Here is a 16,982-nt window from a genome sequence, read left to right as displayed (position 1 = left end):
CCCGTGGGCACTCTCGTGACGCTTGACCTGCCGGCGGGCTCGCCGGTGGCTGATCTTCCGTGGGTCATCACGATCGGGTCGCTGGGCGAAGACGACTGGGAGCCGATCGTCTGCGGGCCCTACGAGCGGGCACACGCCCTCGCTCTCGCGCAGGCCGTCGTGGCCGACGAGGACCTGATGGCGGTGGTCGAGCCGCTGCTGCCCCGGCCCGACGCCGAGGCGATCCGCGACGAGATCGAGCTGGCCCGGGCCGCCGAGGAGGCGCCGGCCGGGACCGGCCCCGACGACGACGATTTCGAGACCCGGCGCGTACGGCCGGGGCGCGCGCCCACCGAGGCCGAGGTCCGCGAGGGCTGGGCCCGGATCGCGGCACGGCTCGCCGGTTAGCGCCGGTCGAGCAGGGTGCGAACGCCCACGACGTACGTCTCTTTGTCGGGCGTCCCGGTGAGCAGGCGCTGCAGCGCGTAGCCCGGGATCATCCCGTAGAACGCGGCCGTGGTGGCGTCGATGTTCGTGTCGGCCGGCAGCTCGCCGCTCTCGACCGCGTGCACGATCAGCCCGCGCACGCTGGCTCGCAGGGACTCGTACCGGTCCTTGACGATGGCGCCGATCGTCGGGTCGAGCGTCGCCTCGGCCCAGACCTGCAGCGCGATCGGCAGAAAGCCGCCCGGTCCCAGTTGACGGTCGATGCCGTCCAGCACCCGCGAGAACGAGTCGGCCAGCGGCAGCCGCAGCGCCGCCACCTCGTCGATGTGCTGCTGGACGCCGCCGACGACGGACTCGGCGATGGCGGCGATGATGTCGTTCTTGGACTTGAAGTAGCGGTAGACCGCGCCGACCGACAGGCCGGCCTCGTGGATCAGGTCCTGCATCGACGTGTTGTGCAGGCCCTTGCTCAGGAAGCAGACCCGGGCCGCGGCCAGGATCTGCTCACGGCGGGCGATGAGGTGTTGCTCGGAGACTCGTGGCACGTCGCAGATTCTAAAGCGAACGTTCGTTCTTGACTCGATCTCGAACCTGGGCGCATGCTGGGCGCAATAAAGAACGAGCATTCGTTTTAGGAGTACGAGATGCGCCGCAACGCACTGACCCTCGGCGTGCTCATCGCGAGCGCGGTGGTCGTCGGGCAGGCCCTGCTCATTCCGCTGTTCGCCGCGCCGGCCGCCAACCTCGAGCCGCGCGACCTGCCGATCGCCGTGGCCGGCCCGCCGCAGGTCGTGGCCCAGCTCGAGGCCGCGCACCCGGGCGCCTTCGAGGTCACCACGGTGGCCGACGCCGTCGCGGCCGATTCCAGGATCAAAGACCGTGACGTGTACGGGGCCATCCTGGTCACCGCCACCGGCTCCGAGGTGCACGTCGCCTCGGCCGCCGGCCCGACCGTCGCCCAGCTGCTCACCCAGGCCGCCGCCGGCCTCGGCCAGGCTCCGCCGACTGATAGTCCAGGCATGGGTAGCGGCATCGTGCCGGTCCGCGACGTCGTCCCGGTCGACCCCGACGACCCGCGCGGCGCCGGGTTCGTCGCGGGCTTCCTGCCGCTGGCGATCACCAGCCTGCTCGCGGGCGTGCTGGTCTACTTGTTCGTCCCGCGCCGGGCCGCCCGGCTGACCGCGCTGGCGACCTTCGCCGCGCTCGCCGGCCTCGCGGGCGCCGGGATTCTGGTCGGCTGGCTCGGCATCCTGTCCGGCGACTACTTCGCCGTCGCCGGGGTGCTCGCGCTGTTCGCGCTGGCCATGGCGGGTGCCATGACCGGGCTGGCCGCGCTGATCGGCCGCGGGGGGCTCGCTCTCGGCGCGGTCGTGATGTTCCTCGTCGGCAACGCGCTCTCCGGCATCGCGGCCGCGCCCCAGCTCCTGCCGCAGCCGTGGGGCGAGGTCGGGCAGTGGCTGCCGATCGGGGCCGGCGGCACGCTGTTGCGGTCCGTGGCCTACTTCGGCGGGAGCGGCGGGGGCTTCGCGGTGACGGTGCTCAGCGCGTACGCGATCGTGGGTCTGCTCCTGGTCCTGATCGGCCGCAACGGGCTCGTGAAGAAGACCCGGGAAGCGCCGGCCGCGCCCGCGCCCGAGCTGGTCGGCGTGCCCTCCTAGCCGGCTCCGCTTCGCTCCGCGGGCAATCGCCCCTTCCGGGCCGATGAGGAGGCAGGGCGATCGCGATTGAGATAGTGGACGGATGGTGCTCTCGCGGCGATGGGCGGTCTTCCTGACCGGAGTCGGAGTCTGGACGTGGCTGATCTGGCCGAGGTTCGGGCTCGCGATCTGGCAGGACGACCGCTCCTTCGCCGACGGGAGGCCGACGTCGTTCCTGCTGGTGCACGCGGTGCTGATCGGGGCCTCGCTCGCGGTCGGCACCACCGTCGGGGTGCTGGGCATGCGAGCCTGGCGCTATCACCGGCGTCGCCGGGTGGCTGAAGATTTGGTGGCCGCAGGCCCCTCCGGGCCGCAAGATTAACGGCATGTTACGCCATTGACCGGTCAATTGTCGGTCAGATCAACCTAAACCGCCGTTCAAAGCGATCTGCGGTTGCGGCGTTATAACGGTGCGCCAACAGTCCGGACCAAACCTCCGCTGACGTTCTGGCCTGCGGCTACGCTCCCCAACTTGAAGACTCACCGACGGGTGTCGGTGTGCGTTGGAAGGAGGGCGTCTTGCGCCCAGTACGTGGGAAGCGGATCCTTGCGATTCTCGCGGCAGGTGGGCTGACGCTCGCCGCCGCCGCTTGTGGTGACGCCCCGGACGAGACTCCCAGCGGCGGCAGCAGCAGCGCTGCCACCGCAGCGGCATACAAGGCTTGCATGGTCACCGACACCGGCGGCATCGACGACAAGTCGTTCAACGCTTCCGCCTGGGCCGGCCTGCAGGCAGCCAAGACGCAGGCCCCCAACGTCGAGCCGAGCTACGTGGCGTCGACCGCCGAGGCCGACTACGAGCCCAACCTGCGCGGCTTCGTCACCAAGAAGTGCAACTTCATCCTCTCGGTCGGCGGCCTCATGGGCGACGCCACCAAGAAGGTCTCCGACGAGAACAAGAGCTCGCAGTTCGGGATCGTCGACTCGGGCAGCACCGGGGCGAACGTCTTCCCGATGCAGTTCGCCACCCAGCAGGCGGCGTTCCTCGCCGGCTACCTGGCCGCGGGCTACTCGAAGTCGGGCACGGTCGCGACCTTCGGCGGCCTGAAGATCCCGCCGGTCACCATCTTCATGGACGGTTTCGCCGACGGCGTGGCGCACTACAACCAGGTCAAGGGCAAGAGCGTCAAGGTGCTCGGCTGGGACAAGGCCAAGCAGGCGGGCAGCTTCGCCGAAGACTTCGCCAGCCCGGCCAAGGGCAAGGCCCTCGCGAACACGTTCGTGGGCCAGGGCGCCGACGTGATCCTGCCGGTCGCCGGCGGCACCGGCCTCGGCGCGGCCGAGGTCGCCCAGGGCTCCAGCGGCAAGGTCTCGATCATCTGGGTCGACCAGGACGGCTGCAAGAGCGCCGCCCAGTACTGCTCGGTCTTCCTGACCACGGTCGTCAAGAACATCACCGACGCCGTCGAGAAGGCGGTCGTCACCGGCGCCAGCGGTCAGCCGCTCAGCCCCACCCCGGGCTACCTCGGCACGCTCGAGAACAACGGCGTCGAGCTCGCGCCGTACAACCAGTTCGACAGCAAGATCGACGCGGGCCTCAAGTCCGAGGTCGACGCGCTCAAGGCCGACATCATCTCGGGCAAGGTCAAGGCCGAGTCGGCCAACGCGCCCAAGTGAACCGGTAGTAGGTAACATCCAGGCCGCCGCCCTGGTCGCGAGATTTCCTCGCGGCCGGTGCGGCGGTTGTTCCATACACGCCGAGGGTGGGAGATTCCGCTGAGACTCGAGCTGCGCGGCATCACCAAGCGCTTCGGCGACCTGGTGGCCAACGACCACATCGACATCGCGGTCGAGCCCGGCGAGGTACACGCCCTGCTCGGCGAGAACGGCGCCGGCAAGTCGACGCTGATGAACCAGCTCTACGGCCTGCTCCAGCCCGACGAGGGCGAGATCCTGGTGGACGGCGAGGCCAAGGTCTTCCGCAGCCCCCGGGACGCGATCGCGGCCGGCATCGGCATGGTCCACCAGCACTTCATGCTGGTCCCGGTCTTCACCGTGGCCGAGAACATCGCGCTCGGCGCCGAGGATGTGCGCGGCGGCCCGCTGGGCATCCTCGACCAGCGGCGCAAGCGGCGCGAGGTGCTGGAGACCTCCCAGCGGTACGGCCTGCCGGTCGACCCCGACGCCCTGGTGGAAGACCTGCCGGTCGGCGCGCAGCAGCGGGTCGAGATCGTCAAGGCGCTCACCCGCGACGTCGACCTGCTCATCCTCGACGAGCCGACCGCGGTGCTCACCCCACAGGAGACCGACGAGCTGCTCGCGGTCATGCGCTCGCTGGCCGAGACCGGCAAGTCGATCGTCTTCATCACGCACAAGCTGCGCGAGGTCAAGGCGATCGCCGACCGGATCACGGTGATCCGGCGCGGCCGCACGGTCGGTGTCACCAGCCCCGACACGTCCGAGGACGAGCTCGCTGCCCTGATGGTCGGCCGCGACGTCAACCTCGGGGTCACCAAGACCCCGGCCGAGCCCGGCCGTGAGGTGCTCAAGGTGACCGGCGTGGTCGTCGACGACGACCGCGGGATCCGGGCCGTCGACGGCGTCGACCTGACCGTCCGGGCCGGTGAGGTGCTCGGCATCGCCGGCGTGCAGGGCAACGGGCAGACCGAGCTGGTCGAGGCGATCATGGGCCTGCGCGGCATCCGGGCCGGGAGCATGGAGCTCGACAACGAGAGCCTGGCCGGCATGAGCACCAAGAAGATCCTGCGCTCCGGCGTCGGCTACATCCCCGAGGACCGCAGCCTCGACGGGGTGGTCAAAGAGTTCTCGGTCGCGGAAAATCTCGTGCTCGACATGTACGACCGGCCGCCGTTCGGCAACGCCTTCCAGCTCAACCCCAAGGCGATCGGTGAGAACGCCGGCGGGCGGGTCGAGCAGTTCGACATCCGTACGTCGTCGGCCGAGCACGCGGTCAGCACGCTCTCCGGTGGCAACCAGCAGAAGGTCGTCGTGGCCCGGGAGATGTCCCGGCCGCTGCGGCTGATGATCGCCAGCCAGCCGACCCGGGGTGTGGACGTGGGCTCGATCGAGTTCATCCACAACCAGATCATCCACGAGCGCGACAACGGAACCGCCGTGCTCGTGGTCTCCAGCGAACTCGACGAGGTGGTCGGCCTCGCCGACCGGATCGCCGTGATGTACCGCGGCCGGGTCCTGGCCACGGTCTCGCCCGACATGCCCCGTGAGGAGATCGGGCTCCTGATGGCCGGCATCACCGACGCGCCACAGCAGGAAGAGGAAGCAGAGTGACCACCGACGTCGAGCCGGAGGCGGCAAAGCCGGCGCCGCCGCCCAAGAAGGAAGACTCGTTCCTGAGTCTCTTCCTGAAGAACCTCTGGTCGGCCAACACGGTCACCGTCACGGTTCTGTCGATCTTCCTGGCGCTGGTCATCGGCGCCGTGCTGATGGTCGTCTCCGACTCCGAGGTGCTGTCGAAGTTCTCCTACCTCACGTCCCGGCCCAGCGACGCGCTCGAGTCCAGCTGGGATCTGATCAGCGCGGCTTACGCCGACCTGTTCAAGGGCGCGATCTTCGATCCGGCGGCGTTCCAGGCCTGGTTCGACGGCACCGGCACCTGGCAGACCGCGTTCGGGCCGATCTCGGAAACCCTGACCTACGCGACCCCGCTGGTCTTCACCGGCCTGTCGGTCGCGATCGCCTTCCGCGGCGGTCTGTTCAACATCGGCGGCCAGGGCCAGGCCATCATCGGCTGCATCCTCGGCGCGGTGGCCGGCTTCTCGTTCGGCCTGCCGCCCGGCATCCACCTGGTCGTGGCGCTGCTGTTCGGCCTGATCGGCGGCGCGCTCTGGGGCTTCCTGCCCGGCCTGCTCAAGGCCCGGTCGGGCGCCCACGAGGTGATCACCACGATCATGCTGAACTACGTGGCCCTGCTCTTCCTCGGCTGGCTGATTCTGCAGAAGGGCGTGCAGGACCCGGACCGCAGCGACGCGATCAGCAAGGCGATCAAGACCTCGGCCGAGCTGCCCGCGCTGCCCTCGCCGCTGCGGGTGCACCTGGGCATCGTGCTGGCGGTGCTGGTCACGGCCGGGGTCGCCTGGCTGATCAACCGGTCGTCGTTCGGCTTCGAGCTGCGCGCGGTGGGCGTGAACCCGCCGGCGGCCAAGACCGCCGGCATGAGCGTCGCCAAGACGTACACGCTGCTCATGGTGGTCGCCGGTGGCCTGGCCGGCCTCGGCGGCGCGGTGCAGGTGCTCGGCACCGCCGACAAGCTCACCGCCCAGGTGGCCGGCAACATCGGCTTCGACGGCCTGCTGGTAGCGCTGCTCGGCCGCAACAAACCGTGGGGCACGCTGCTGGCCGCGATCCTCTACGGCGCGCTGCGGGCCGGCGGCAACCTCATGCAGGTCGACGTGGGCATCTCGCTCGAGCTGGTCACCGTCCTGCAGGCGCTCATCGTCATCTTCATCGCCGCCCCCGCCCTGGTGAAGGCGATCTTCCAGCTCCGCGCCGCCCGTTCCGCACGGCTCGGCGCCTCGATGGCGAAGGGCTGGTGACCCCCGTGTCCACGGCGACGGTGGAAGAGCTGACCACGGTCGACGCTCCCGAACCCTTCTGGAACCGGGAGCGCCGGCTCGGCGTCGGCATCACGATCATCGGCCTGATCGCGACGTTCGTGTTCGGCGCGCTCGCCGAGTCGAAGACCGCGCGCTTCACGCTCAGCGCCGACGCGAGCGGCGCCGCGCTGAGCATCAACGGGCAGCTCGGCACGATCCTGTTCGGCCTGATCACGGTCGCGCTCGGCGTGATCATGCTGATCGGCAAGGCCCGCAAGTGGCAGACCTTCCTGCTCAGTTTCGGCATCGCGGCGTTCGTGCTGTCGTTCCTGTGCTGGCAGGTGGCCGGCAAGTTCCTCCCGCTGGTCGACACTCTGGACGGCAGCGTCGAGTACGCCCTGCCGCTCGTCCTGGGCGCGCTGGCCGGCGTGCTCGGCGAGCGCTCCGGCGTGGTCAACGTGGCGATCGAGGGCCAGTTCCTGATGGGCGCGTTCGGCGCGGCCCTGGTCGGCACGCTCGCCACCAGCGTCTGGGCCGGCCTGGTCAGCGCCATGGTCGGCGGCGTCATCATCGCCGCCATGCTGGCCGTGCTGGCCATCCGCTTCCTGGTCGACCAGGTCGTGGTCGGCATCGTGCTCAACCTGTTCGCGCTCGGCATCACCGGCTTCCTCTACGAGCGGCTCATGCAGCCGAACGCGCTCAAGTACAACGAGCCGCCGCAGCTGCCCGAGTGGAAGATCCCCGGCCTCGCCGAGATCCCGGTCATCGGGCCGGTGCTGTTCGACACCAACCTGCTGGTCTGGCTCGCGCTGGTGCTGGTCTTCGTCATCCACTTCGCGCTCAAGGGCACCCGGTGGGGCCTGCGCACCCGGGCGGTCGGCGAGCACCCCACGGCGGCCGACACGGTGGGCGTGCGGGTGCGCGGCCTGCGATACATGAACGTGCTGCTCGGCGGCGTCGTGGCCGGCTGCGGCGGCGCGTACTTCACGCTGGTCTCCACGGGCGCGTTCAACAAGAACATGACCGCGGGCGCCGGCTTCATCGCGCTCGCCGCGCTGATCTTCGGACGGTGGACGCCGTTCGGGGCGCTCGGGGCGGCATTGTTCTTCGGCTTCGCGCAGAAGCTGGCGTACTACCTGAGCGTGGCCGGCAGCCCGGTGCCCAACCAGTTCCTCAACATGCTGCCGTACATCGCGACGATCGTTGCCGTGGCCGGCCTGGTGGGACGGGTCCGCGCGCCGGCCGCCGACGGTGTGCCGTACGTCAAGAGCTGATCGCTTTCGATGGGGCAGAATCGCCTCATGGAGATCGACTGGGCTGGCCTGCGTGCCGCCGCCATCGAGGCGATGCGGCACGCGTACGCCCCCTACTCCGACTTTCCGGTCGGGGTGGCGGGCCTGGTGGACGACGGCCGGGTGGTCGTCGGCTGCAACGTGGAGAACGCGTCCTACGGCGTCGGCCTCTGCGCCGAGTGCGGGCTCGTCAGCTCGCTGCACGCGACCGGCGGCGGCCGGCTGGTGGCGGTCTCCTGCGTGGACGCCAACGGCGAGCCGCTGATGCCGTGCGGACGCTGCCGTCAGCTGCTGTACGAGCACGGCGGACCGGAGTGCCTCGTCGAGGCGGTGCCGGCGCCGCTGCGGGTGCACGACCTGCTGCCGTACGCGTTCGGCCCGGCCGACCTCGAGAAGGTCAACGGACCGGCGCTCCTGCCGCAGGTGCCCGAGTCGCTGGCGAAGTGGCGCGGCCGGGGCACCGTCTTCGTGCACCCCGACCTCTCCGGCGGCGCTACGGTCTGGACGGGGTACTGGGAACGGTCCGGCGGCAGCCCGGCCGAGAGCGACGCCGAGAAGGGCGTGCTCGAGGAGGGGCCGAACTTCCCCACCGCCGCCGAGGCTGTCGCGTGGGGCGCGGTCCGCACGCCACGGATCGTGGTGGTGGACGCATCCGGCGGGCTGGCGTGGGCCGGTGAGGGCGAGCCGCCGGAGGGCATCCCGGTTCGCTGGCAGCAGGAGGAAGCATGAGCGAGTTCGCGGCTGTCGACATCATCCGCGCCAAGCGGGACGGGCACGTGCTGTCCGACGCGCAGATCGATTGGGTGGTCGACGCGTACACCAAGGGCGTCGTCGCCGACGAGCAGATGTCGGCTCTCGCGATGGCGATCCTGCTGCGCGGCATGACGCCCGCTGAGATCGCCCGCTGGACCGCCGCGATGATCGCCAGCGGTGAGCGGCTCGACCTCTCCTCGGTCACGCGGCCCACCGCCGACAAGCACTCCACCGGCGGCGTCGGCGACAAGATCACGCTGCCGCTCACCCCGCTCGTGGCCGCCTGTGGCGCCGCCGTGCCGCAGCTGTCCGGCCGCGGCCTCGGCCACACCGGCGGCACCCTCGACAAGCTCGAGTCGATCGCCGGCTGGCAGGCCACGATCAGCAACGACGCGTTCAAGCGGCAGCTCGACGAGGTCGGCGCGGTGATCTGCGCGGCCGGCGAGGGCCTCGCGCCCGCCGACCGCAAGTTGTACGCCCTGCGCGACGTCACCGGCACCGTCGAGGCCATCCCGCTGATCGCCAGCTCGATCATGAGCAAGAAGATCGCCGAAGGCACCGGCGCGCTGGTGCTCGACGTCAAGGTCGGCTCGGGCGCCTTCATGAAGGACCTGGCGACCGCCCGGGAACTGGCGAGCACCATGGTGCGGCTCGGCAAGGACAGCGGCGTCACCACGATCGCGCTGCTCACCGACATGAACACCCCACTCGGCCTGGCCGTCGGCAACGCGGTCGAGGTGGCCGAGTCGATCGAGGTGCTCGCCGGTGGCGGACCGGCCGACGTGGTCGAGCTGACCCTGGCGCTGGCCCGCGAGATGCTGGCCGCAGCCGGCGTCGACGCCGACCCGGCCAAGGTGCTCGAGTCGGGGGCGGCCATGGACACCTGGCGGCGGATGATCCAGGCGCAGGGCGGCGACCCGGGCGCCGCGCTGCCGGTGGCTCGCGAGAACGAGGTGGTTCGAGCTTCGCGCGATGGCGTGGTGACGGCTGTCGACGCGTACGGGATCGGGCTTGCCGCCTGGCGCCTCGGCGCCGGACGCGCCCGCAAGGAGGACCCGGTCAGCTTCGGCGCCGGGGTCATGCTCAAGGTCCGGCCCGGCGACCGGGTGAGCGCCGGAGACGTGCTGTTCGAGCTGCGTACGGATGAACAGTCCCGTATTCCCGCGGCGCGTGACGTGGCCGCTGATGCGGTGATTGTCGGAGATGCCGCTCCCGGTCTTACCCCGCTGGTGCTCGACCGCATAGCCTGACGCACCATGACGAAGGCCGCACCCGACCCGCGCGCGGTTCGCGAGGCGAGTCTGGACGAGCTCGAGCGGCTCGGCCTGCCGATGCCGCCGCCGGGCTTCCCGCTGATCTGGGAGCCCGGCGACACGGTCGAGCTGCGGCCGACGCTCGACATCGAGGCCCGATGCGCGGTGCTGCACGTGGTCGTGGCGCGCTGCTTCGGCATGCCCACCGAGATCGCCATGGGCTGGCTGCTCGGCTCGCACCTGGTCGACCTGGTCACCCCGCCCGAGTGGCAGTTCGTGATCGGCGCCAAGGGCGATCACCGGTCGTTCGTCCTGCACCACGACGCGGTATTCGCGCTGTCGTGGCTGCTCGGACTCAGCCGGCACCTCGACCCGACCGCGCCGCCCGAGGACCGGCTGATGTCGCAGATGCCCGATCTCCCGGCAGGTGAGACTTTCGGGAACTGGCGGTCGCGGTCGCTGATGTCACCCCGCGACCCGGTCGAGGCGGCCGTGCTGCTCGATCTCTACTACTGCCTGGACTGGGCGTTTCAGGAGGTCGAACAGGCCGGTGGCCGGCTGCCGGGGGAGATCAACGGGAACGCGATCGGGCAGCGGCGGTGGGCGCTCGAGTGGGCAGTGATCTTCCATGGCCCGTACCATGACAAGCCGCCGGAGTGGGAAGAAGTTGACCTCTCGGTCTAGACCGGACTATATGCGCTTAAATCTATTTTCGCGGTGACGGTGACATCGTCCTCCGGGGCGGTGGCGCCGTGGCGGGCGCTCGGTGTCATGCCGATCAGCGTGCGGGCCTCGGCCGCGGTCAGCCGCAGCGTCCGGCTTCGCGTCTGCGTGCCTTCCGGCGTGAAGAACCCCTCGAGGCTGTCCCTGATCCGGTCGGCCTTCCCGGGATCGACCCGGATCATCCCGTACGTCTCGACGAGCTCGCCGAGATGATCGGGGGCCGGCGTGACCACGAGCAGGACGCCGTCGGGACGCAGAATGCGGCGGAACTCGGCGCCGTTGCGCGGGGCGAACACGTTGAGGATCGTGCTCGCGGCCGCGTCCACGATCGGCAGCGGCCGCCACAGGTCGGCCAGGACCGCGGCGGCTCTCGGGTGGCACCGGGCGGCCCGGCGTAGCGCCGCCTTGGATACGTCCAGCCCAAGGCCGTTCTCTGCCAACTTGTCCAGCGCGCGGGCCAGATAGAAGCCGGTACCGACGCCGGCGTCGACCACGAAGCCCGGCGGGGTGGCCTCGGCGAGGGCGTCGGCGATGAAGTCGTAGTGCCCGGCCGTGAGAAAGGTCTCCCGGTCGGCGACCATCCCCGCGGTGTCGCCGACGTGGGGGAGGCGGCCGGCGCTCAGGTCCGCGTACCCCTGTCTGGCCAGGTCGAAGCTGTGGCCGAGCGGGCAGCGCAGGGCCCGCTCATGCCGGCGCAACGGCTGCCCGCAATTCGGGCACCGCAGGTACGGCAATGCTCCGTCGATCATTCGTCCCCGACCTCTAGGCTCGGCTGATGGCGGCCATCACGCACCCCGACATCGTCAAGGCGCCCAAGGCGCTGCTGCACGACCACCTCGACGGCGGCCTGCGCCCCGAGACCGTCCTCGAGCTCGCCGACGCCGTGGGACACCCGCTGCCGGCCGGCGACGCCGAGGCGCTGGGCGCGTGGTTCGTGGCCGCGGCCGACTCGGGCTCGCTGGAACGCTACCTGCAGACCTTCGCCCACACCGTGGCGGTCATGCAGACCGAGGCGGGCCTGCATCGGGTGGCCAGGGAGTGCGCGCTCGACCTGGCCGCCGACGGCGTCGTCTACGCCGAGGTGCGCTACGCGCCCGAACAGCACCTGGAATCGGGCCTCTCGCTCGACGCGGTGGTCGACACGGTCAACGCCGGCTTCGTGGACGGCTGCGCCGAGGCGGCCGCGCTGGGCCGGCCGATCCGGGTCGGCGTGCTGCTGACCGCCATGCGGCACGCCGCCCGCTCGCAGGAGATCGCCGAGCTCGCGGTGCGCTACCGGGACGCCGGGGTGGTCGGCTTCGACATCGCCGGCGCCGAGGCGGGCTTCCCGCCCACCCGCCACCTGGACGCCTTCGAGTATTTGCAGCGTGAGAACTTCCACTTCACCATCCACGCCGGCGAGGCGTTCGGCCTGCCGTCGATCTGGCAGGCCATCCAGTGGTGCGGCGCCGACCGGCTGGGCCATGGGGTCCGCCTGGTGGACGACATCACCGGATCGCCGGCCGCCGGTGACGCGGTGCTCGGCCGGTTGGCGGCCTATGTCCGCGACAAGCGGATTCCGCTGGAATTGTGCCCTTCGTCCAATGTGCAGACCGGGGCGGCGCCCTCGATCGCCGAGCACCCGATCGGACTGCTGCACGACCTTCGCTTCCGTGTCACGGTCAACACCGACAACCGGCTCATGAGCGGCACCTCCATGTCGCGCGAGATGGCCCTGCTCAGCCAGGCTTTCGGGTGGGGCTGGAGTGAACTGCAGTGGCTGACGATCAACGCCATGAAGTCCGCCTTCATCCCGTACGACGAGCGGCTCGCGATCATCACCGAGATCATCAAGCCGGCGTACGCCAAGCTCATGGGTTGAATGCCCTGGGGCAAATAGCACCCCACCTACGGGCCATGGTGCTGCCGGTTCGGTGAGTCCTCTCAACCGTTCGGCCAGAATGGTCCCTACAAACACTGCAAAATCCGGCATCTCACCTTGCTCTGGGGCTCGGACCGCGCCATCGTCTCTCCTGCCCCGATCCACTACGATCGGGCTCGATCGGCCTGCGCCACCCCCACGCCGTGCCGATCATCTGGGTGACAGTGAGAGACGCACACAGATACAGGCAGTCATATCGAACCGGCGTTGTCCCTGTTGGACGGGACAACATCGCATCACACAACCGGTCCGTGTCCGCCTGGTCTTTCTCTTTGACACTCGTCGTGATGGAATCTCGGGGGCCCGACGCGGGAGTCGGCCGTGTGCGGTGCCCGGCGACCGAGTGCCGGGCCCGAATCAGGAGGACGGTGACGTGAGCAAGCGCCCCAAGACGGCGACCGGCGTCATGTCGCGTCTCCGTCGGCCGGCCGATCGGCTGCGAGATCTGCCGATCTGGTCGAAGCTAGGCCTGATCATGCTGGTTCCCACCTTGGCGACGATCATCGTCGGCGTCAGCGGCCTGGTGGACCACATCGATACGGCCAGCAACGCGGAGCGTGCACGTAACCTTGCGGTTCTGTCCGAGGCCGCCGGTGGCCTCGTCGACCGCCTTCAGAACGAACGCGCCTACGGCGTCATGATCAAGACGTACGGCAACTCGCCCGTCGGCGACGCAGCCGTGAAGGCGTACAACAACGAGCACTCCGCTGTCGATCAGGCCAAGGTGCCGTACTCGCAGCAGAAGGCCGCGCTGGACGACGTGCCGCCCAAGGTGGCCACGCTCCTGCTGCGCCTCGACCGCAACCTGGAGGAGCTGCCCTCCAAACGCAGCCAGATCGCGAACAAGGCGCTGCCGGTCAGTGACGTCGAGGACACGTACACCATCCTCATCAACGACCTGCTCACGGTCCGCGACGTGTCGGCGCAGCTCTCCACCGACACCACGCTCGCCGACCACCTGCGCACCGTCGCGGCCGTGGCCCGGGCCAAGGAGTACATCGCCGAGCAGCGCGACATCGGTCACAGCGTCCTCGGCGTGGGCGACTTCAACTCGACCCTGCGTCGCGACTTCCTGCTCACCGACACCGGCCTCCAGCTGGCGACCGACACGATCCACTCGATCGGCACCGACGCCGAGATCCAGCTCTTCGACCGGATCCAGAACGTGCCGGACGGCCGCGCCGCGACGAACTTCACCGTCCAGCTGAAGAACCTCCAGGGCCAGAACACCAAGAACATCCCCTACGACGCCCAGTCGTGGGAAAAGGCGATGATCGGCTACAACAACCTGTTCCGCCAGGTGGAGCAGAAGATGGACGCCGATGTCGTCGCGCAGGCCACCGACCTGCGCAACAACGTGAACCGCCGGGTGTTCATCGAGACCAGCGTGCTGCTCGCGATGCTGCTGCTCGCGATCCTGTTCGCCTGGCTCGTCGCCCGGTCGATGGCCCGCTCGCTGCGCGAGCTGCGCCAGGGTGCTCTCTCGGTCGCCCAGTTCGGCCTCCCGCACGCCGTTTCCCGGCTGCGTGACCCGGCGCTGGCCACCTCGCTCACCCCGGCCCAAGTCGCCGACCAGATCGCCGAGCCGCTGCCGGTGCGCAGCCGGGACGAGTTCGGTCAGGTGACCGAGGCGTTCAACGCGGTTCACCTCGAGGCGGTGCGCACCGCGGCCGAGCAGGCCGCATTGCGGGCCTCCGTCGCGACGATGTTCGTCAACCTCGCCCGCCGTTCGCAGATCCTGGTCGACCGGCTCATCGGTCACCTCGACCGGCTGGAGCGCGGCGAGGAAGACCCGGACCGCCTGGCCGAGCTCTTCCAGCTCGACCACCTGGCCACCCGGATGCGTCGTAACGACGAGAACCTCCTGGTTCTCGCGGGCGCCGACTCCACCCGCGTGCAGCGCGAGCCGGCCGCCCTGATCGACGTGCTCCGCGCCGCGCAGTCCGAGGTCGAGCACTACACCCGCATCGAGTTCGGCATGATCGACCGGGACATCGAGGTGGCGGCGCACGCCGTCAACGACATGGTCCACCTGGTCGCCGAGCTCTTCGACAACGCGACCGCCTTCTCCCCGCCCAACTCGACGGTCACCGTCGAGGCCCGGCGGCTGGGCGACGGCGCGCTGCTCTCGGTGGAGGACCGCGGCATCGGCATCAGCCGCGAGCAGCTGCGCGACCTCAACGACCGGCTGGCCAACCCGCCGATGGTGGACGTGGCCGTCTCCCGCATGATGGGCCTGGTCGTGGTCGCCCGGCTGGCGAACCGGCACGGAGTCAAGGTCGAGCTGCGCCCGGCCGACTCCGAGCGTGGCTCGGTGGCCGAAGTGAGCCTGCCGATCCAGGTGCTGATCTCCGGCGCGATGGCCGGCCGCATCCAGCCCGGTGGGTACGAGAGCCTCCAGCAGGGTGGCCGTCCCGGCCTGCCCGAGCCGCTGGCCCTCGAGAGCGGCCGTGGTGGCTACCCCGGTGGCCGTCCCTTCGACCCGAACCCGCCGATGAACAACGGCGGCATGCTCGGCACCGGCGGCGGCCGATCCGTTCCGGCCTGGTCCGACCTGACCGGCGCGCCCGCCAACGGCAGCAACGGCAACGGTTTCGGCAGTGGGCCCGGCCTCGGCGGCGCCTTCGCGAACGGCTCCAACGGCAACGGCAACGGGAGCGGCTCGCCGAACGGGTTCTACGGTCCACGCAGCAACGAGATGATCCCGCCGCTGCCGTCCGGCCCCGCGCCGTCCGGCCCGCAGGGCTTCGCCGGCCCCGATGGCCTGCCGCAGCGCCGCAACGGCGATCAGTTCCGCGAGAGCGACAGCGGCTTCGGCGGGACCATCCCGCGTCAGCTTCCGTCCAACCCCGAGATCCAGGGCCGCGGCGGGTTCGTCCCGCCGGTCTCGGCCCCGCCGGTTCCGCCGGTCTCCGCGCCCCCGGTGCCGTACGGCCGGCCCACCTCGGTGCCGCCGGCCAACGAGCAGCCGCCGGCCTGGCCGCCGGTCGCTGCCCCGGAACGTGACCAGAGCGCGGCACCGCACGTGCCCGAGAGCCTCGCGGCCGCGCTCGACATGACCGCCGAGATCCCGCGCTACCGCCCCGAGGGGCAGCAGCCGCAGGTCGAGCGGCCGACCAACCCGCAGACCGCGCCGATCCCGTCGTCCGCGCCGCCGGCCCGCCCGGTGTCCGCGACGCCCACGTCGGGCGGCTCGCCGGCGGACGCCCAGCGGGCGGCCGCGGCGGCCAGGGCGGCCCACGAGGCAGCGGCGGCCCAGGCCGCCGAGGCGCAGGCCACCGCGTCGGCGCAGATCGCCGCGGCCCAGGCCGCGGCCCGCCAGCGGGACAGCAACCCGGGTCAGTTCGCCGACGAGACCATGGAGCTGCCGATCTTCCGGGAGCTCGAGTCCGCCTGGTTCACCACGGCCCGTCCGGCCGATGGCAAGCAGCCGACCGGCGACGAAGCGGTCGCCACGCAGCGGATCCCGACCGGCGAACCGACCCGTATGGTCGGCGTGCCGCAACAGGCTGGTTCACCGGAATCTCGCGAGCAGGAGCCCGCTGCGGTGGGCGTTGGCGCCGCGAACGGCTACGGTTCTGCGAATGGCAGCGGTACCAACGGCGGCGTGGTGTCCAACCCGTGGCAGACCGCGGCCGATGAGGGCTGGCAGGCCGCGCGTGCGGCCTCCGAGCACTCGATCGATACCACCACCACCGCAGGGCTGCCCAAGCGCACACCGATGGCGCAGCTCGTACCCGGCGGTGTCGACCGGGGCGAAAGTTCCGTCCAGAAACGTACCCCTGAGGGTGTCCGCGGCCTCCTGTCCGCGTACCACCGGGGTGTGCAGCGCGGTCGCACCAAGGAACAATCGACCAACCCGGAGGAGACTCCGGGAGGGCAGCAGTCCTCGCAGGCTGGCAAGGAGCATGAGGCATGACATCTACGCAGGATCTCGGTTGGCTGCTGGCCAACTTCGCCGACCGCGTTCCCGGAGTCGCACATGCGATCGCGGTCTCCGCCGACGGTCTGCTCCTGGCAGCTTCGCGGGACCTTCCGCGTGACCGTGCCGACCAGCTGGCGGCTATCGCCTCCGGCCTGGTCAGCCTGACCCAGGGCGCCGCACGGTGCTTCGAGGGTGGCGCGGTGCTGCAGACGGTCGTCGAAATGGACAACGGATTCCTCTTCCTGATGTCCATCTCGGACGGCTCGTCGTTCGCGGTGCTCGCGGCGCGTAGCTGCGACGTCGGACAGGTGGGCTACGAGATGGCCCTTCTCGTCGACCGCGTCGGCGAGGCCTTGACTCCCGCGCCGCGTTCCGCGGCCGGCGTTCTTGGCTGAATGGGCAGTGAGCCGGTTCTCTCGGCTGCTGTTCAAAAACTTGACAACAAGAGACACTTCTAGGGTTCGAGGAAGGGGTGAGC

At 70.3% G+C, this 16,982-nt stretch carries 15 protein-coding genes; 13 read left to right on the top strand and 2 right to left on the bottom strand.

Annotated elements, in window-relative coordinates; translation table 11 throughout:
• Positions 1 to 3: 3 nt before the first annotated feature.
• Positions 4 to 387, top strand: coding sequence for a hypothetical protein (locus tag ACIA5D_RS04780; RefSeq protein WP_396028454.1), 384 nt, complete (start codon positions 4 to 6; stop codon positions 385 to 387).
• Here ACIA5D_RS04780 and ACIA5D_RS04775 read toward each other — a convergent pair.
• A complete protein-coding gene (locus tag ACIA5D_RS04775) occupies positions 384 to 971 on the bottom strand; it encodes a TetR/AcrR family transcriptional regulator (protein WP_396028453.1) in 588 nt (195 codons plus the stop codon). The genes ACIA5D_RS04780 and ACIA5D_RS04775 overlap by 4 nt on opposite strands.
• A 99-nt stretch (positions 972 to 1,070) precedes the next feature.
• Between ACIA5D_RS04775 and ACIA5D_RS04770 the strand changes: the two genes are divergently transcribed.
• The 9 genes from ACIA5D_RS04770 (at position 1,071) to ACIA5D_RS04730 (ending at position 10,619) form a co-directional block, all read left to right on the top strand.
• A complete protein-coding gene (locus ACIA5D_RS04770; RefSeq protein WP_396028452.1) occupies positions 1,071 to 2,084 on the top strand; it encodes a hypothetical protein in 1,014 nt (337 codons plus the stop codon).
• Between the two features lie 82 nt (positions 2,085 to 2,166).
• Entirely contained in the window at positions 2,167 to 2,445 is a 279-nt protein-coding gene (locus ACIA5D_RS04765) for an SCO4848 family membrane protein (RefSeq protein WP_396028451.1), read from the top strand.
• 197 nt (positions 2,446 to 2,642) lie between these two features.
• The gene (locus ACIA5D_RS04760; RefSeq protein ID WP_396028450.1) at positions 2,643 to 3,740 is read left to right on the top strand and encodes a BMP family protein; all 1,098 of its coding nucleotides are present in this window, start codon (positions 2,643 to 2,645) and stop codon (positions 3,738 to 3,740) included.
• Between the two features lie 66 nt (positions 3,741 to 3,806).
• Positions 3,807 to 5,372, top strand: coding sequence for an ABC transporter ATP-binding protein (locus ACIA5D_RS04755; protein WP_396028449.1), 1,566 nt, complete (start codon positions 3,807 to 3,809; stop codon positions 5,370 to 5,372).
• Entirely contained in the window at positions 5,369 to 6,637 is a 1,269-nt protein-coding gene (locus ACIA5D_RS04750; protein WP_396028448.1) for an ABC transporter permease, read from the top strand. Before ACIA5D_RS04755 ends, ACIA5D_RS04750 begins: the two co-directional genes overlap by 4 nt.
• A 5-nt stretch (positions 6,638 to 6,642) precedes the next feature.
• A complete protein-coding gene (locus tag ACIA5D_RS04745) occupies positions 6,643 to 7,911 on the top strand; it encodes an ABC transporter permease (RefSeq protein WP_396028447.1) in 1,269 nt (422 codons plus the stop codon).
• A 27-nt stretch (positions 7,912 to 7,938) separates the two neighbouring features.
• Entirely contained in the window at positions 7,939 to 8,658 is a 720-nt protein-coding gene (locus ACIA5D_RS04740) for a cytidine deaminase (protein ID WP_396028446.1), read from the top strand.
• Positions 8,655 to 9,932: a thymidine phosphorylase gene (locus tag ACIA5D_RS04735; RefSeq protein ID WP_396028445.1), complete on the top strand. Its 1,278-nt coding sequence runs from the start codon at positions 8,655 to 8,657 to the stop codon at positions 9,930 to 9,932. The genes ACIA5D_RS04740 and ACIA5D_RS04735 overlap by 4 nt, the downstream gene beginning before the upstream one ends.
• 6 nt (positions 9,933 to 9,938) lie before the next feature.
• Complete coding sequence (locus ACIA5D_RS04730) at positions 9,939 to 10,619, top strand: DUF4272 domain-containing protein (protein ID WP_396028444.1); 681 nt, start codon at positions 9,939 to 9,941, stop codon at positions 10,617 to 10,619.
• Here ACIA5D_RS04730 and ACIA5D_RS04725 read toward each other — a convergent pair.
• The gene (locus ACIA5D_RS04725; protein ID WP_396028443.1) at positions 10,616 to 11,407 is read right to left on the bottom strand and encodes a putative RNA methyltransferase; all 792 of its coding nucleotides are present in this window, start codon (positions 11,405 to 11,407) and stop codon (positions 10,616 to 10,618) included. The two genes, ACIA5D_RS04730 and ACIA5D_RS04725, sit on opposite strands and share 4 nt — an antisense overlap.
• A 26-nt stretch (positions 11,408 to 11,433) precedes the next feature.
• Here ACIA5D_RS04725 and ACIA5D_RS04720 point away from each other — a divergent pair, with 26 nt between their 5' ends.
• The 3 genes from ACIA5D_RS04720 (at position 11,434) to ACIA5D_RS04710 (ending at position 16,899) form a co-directional block, all read left to right on the top strand.
• Complete coding sequence (locus ACIA5D_RS04720) at positions 11,434 to 12,519, top strand: adenosine deaminase (RefSeq protein ID WP_396028442.1); 1,086 nt, start codon at positions 11,434 to 11,436, stop codon at positions 12,517 to 12,519.
• A 433-nt stretch (positions 12,520 to 12,952) separates the two neighbouring features.
• Positions 12,953 to 16,498, top strand: a complete 3,546-nt coding sequence (locus ACIA5D_RS04715; protein WP_396028441.1) for a nitrate- and nitrite sensing domain-containing protein — start codon at positions 12,953 to 12,955, stop codon at positions 16,496 to 16,498.
• Complete coding sequence (locus ACIA5D_RS04710) at positions 16,495 to 16,899, top strand: roadblock/LC7 domain-containing protein (protein WP_014447580.1); 405 nt, start codon at positions 16,495 to 16,497, stop codon at positions 16,897 to 16,899. Before ACIA5D_RS04715 ends, ACIA5D_RS04710 begins: the two co-directional genes overlap by 4 nt.
• Positions 16,900 to 16,982: the final 83 nt, after the last annotated feature.

It is taken from the genome of Actinoplanes sp. NPDC051513 (assembly GCF_044454685.1).
Taxonomy (GTDB): Bacteria; Actinomycetota; Actinomycetes; order Mycobacteriales; family Micromonosporaceae; genus Actinoplanes.
The sequence above is the reverse complement of the archived record's forward strand: the minus strand, read 5'-3'. Positions and strand labels throughout refer to the sequence as shown.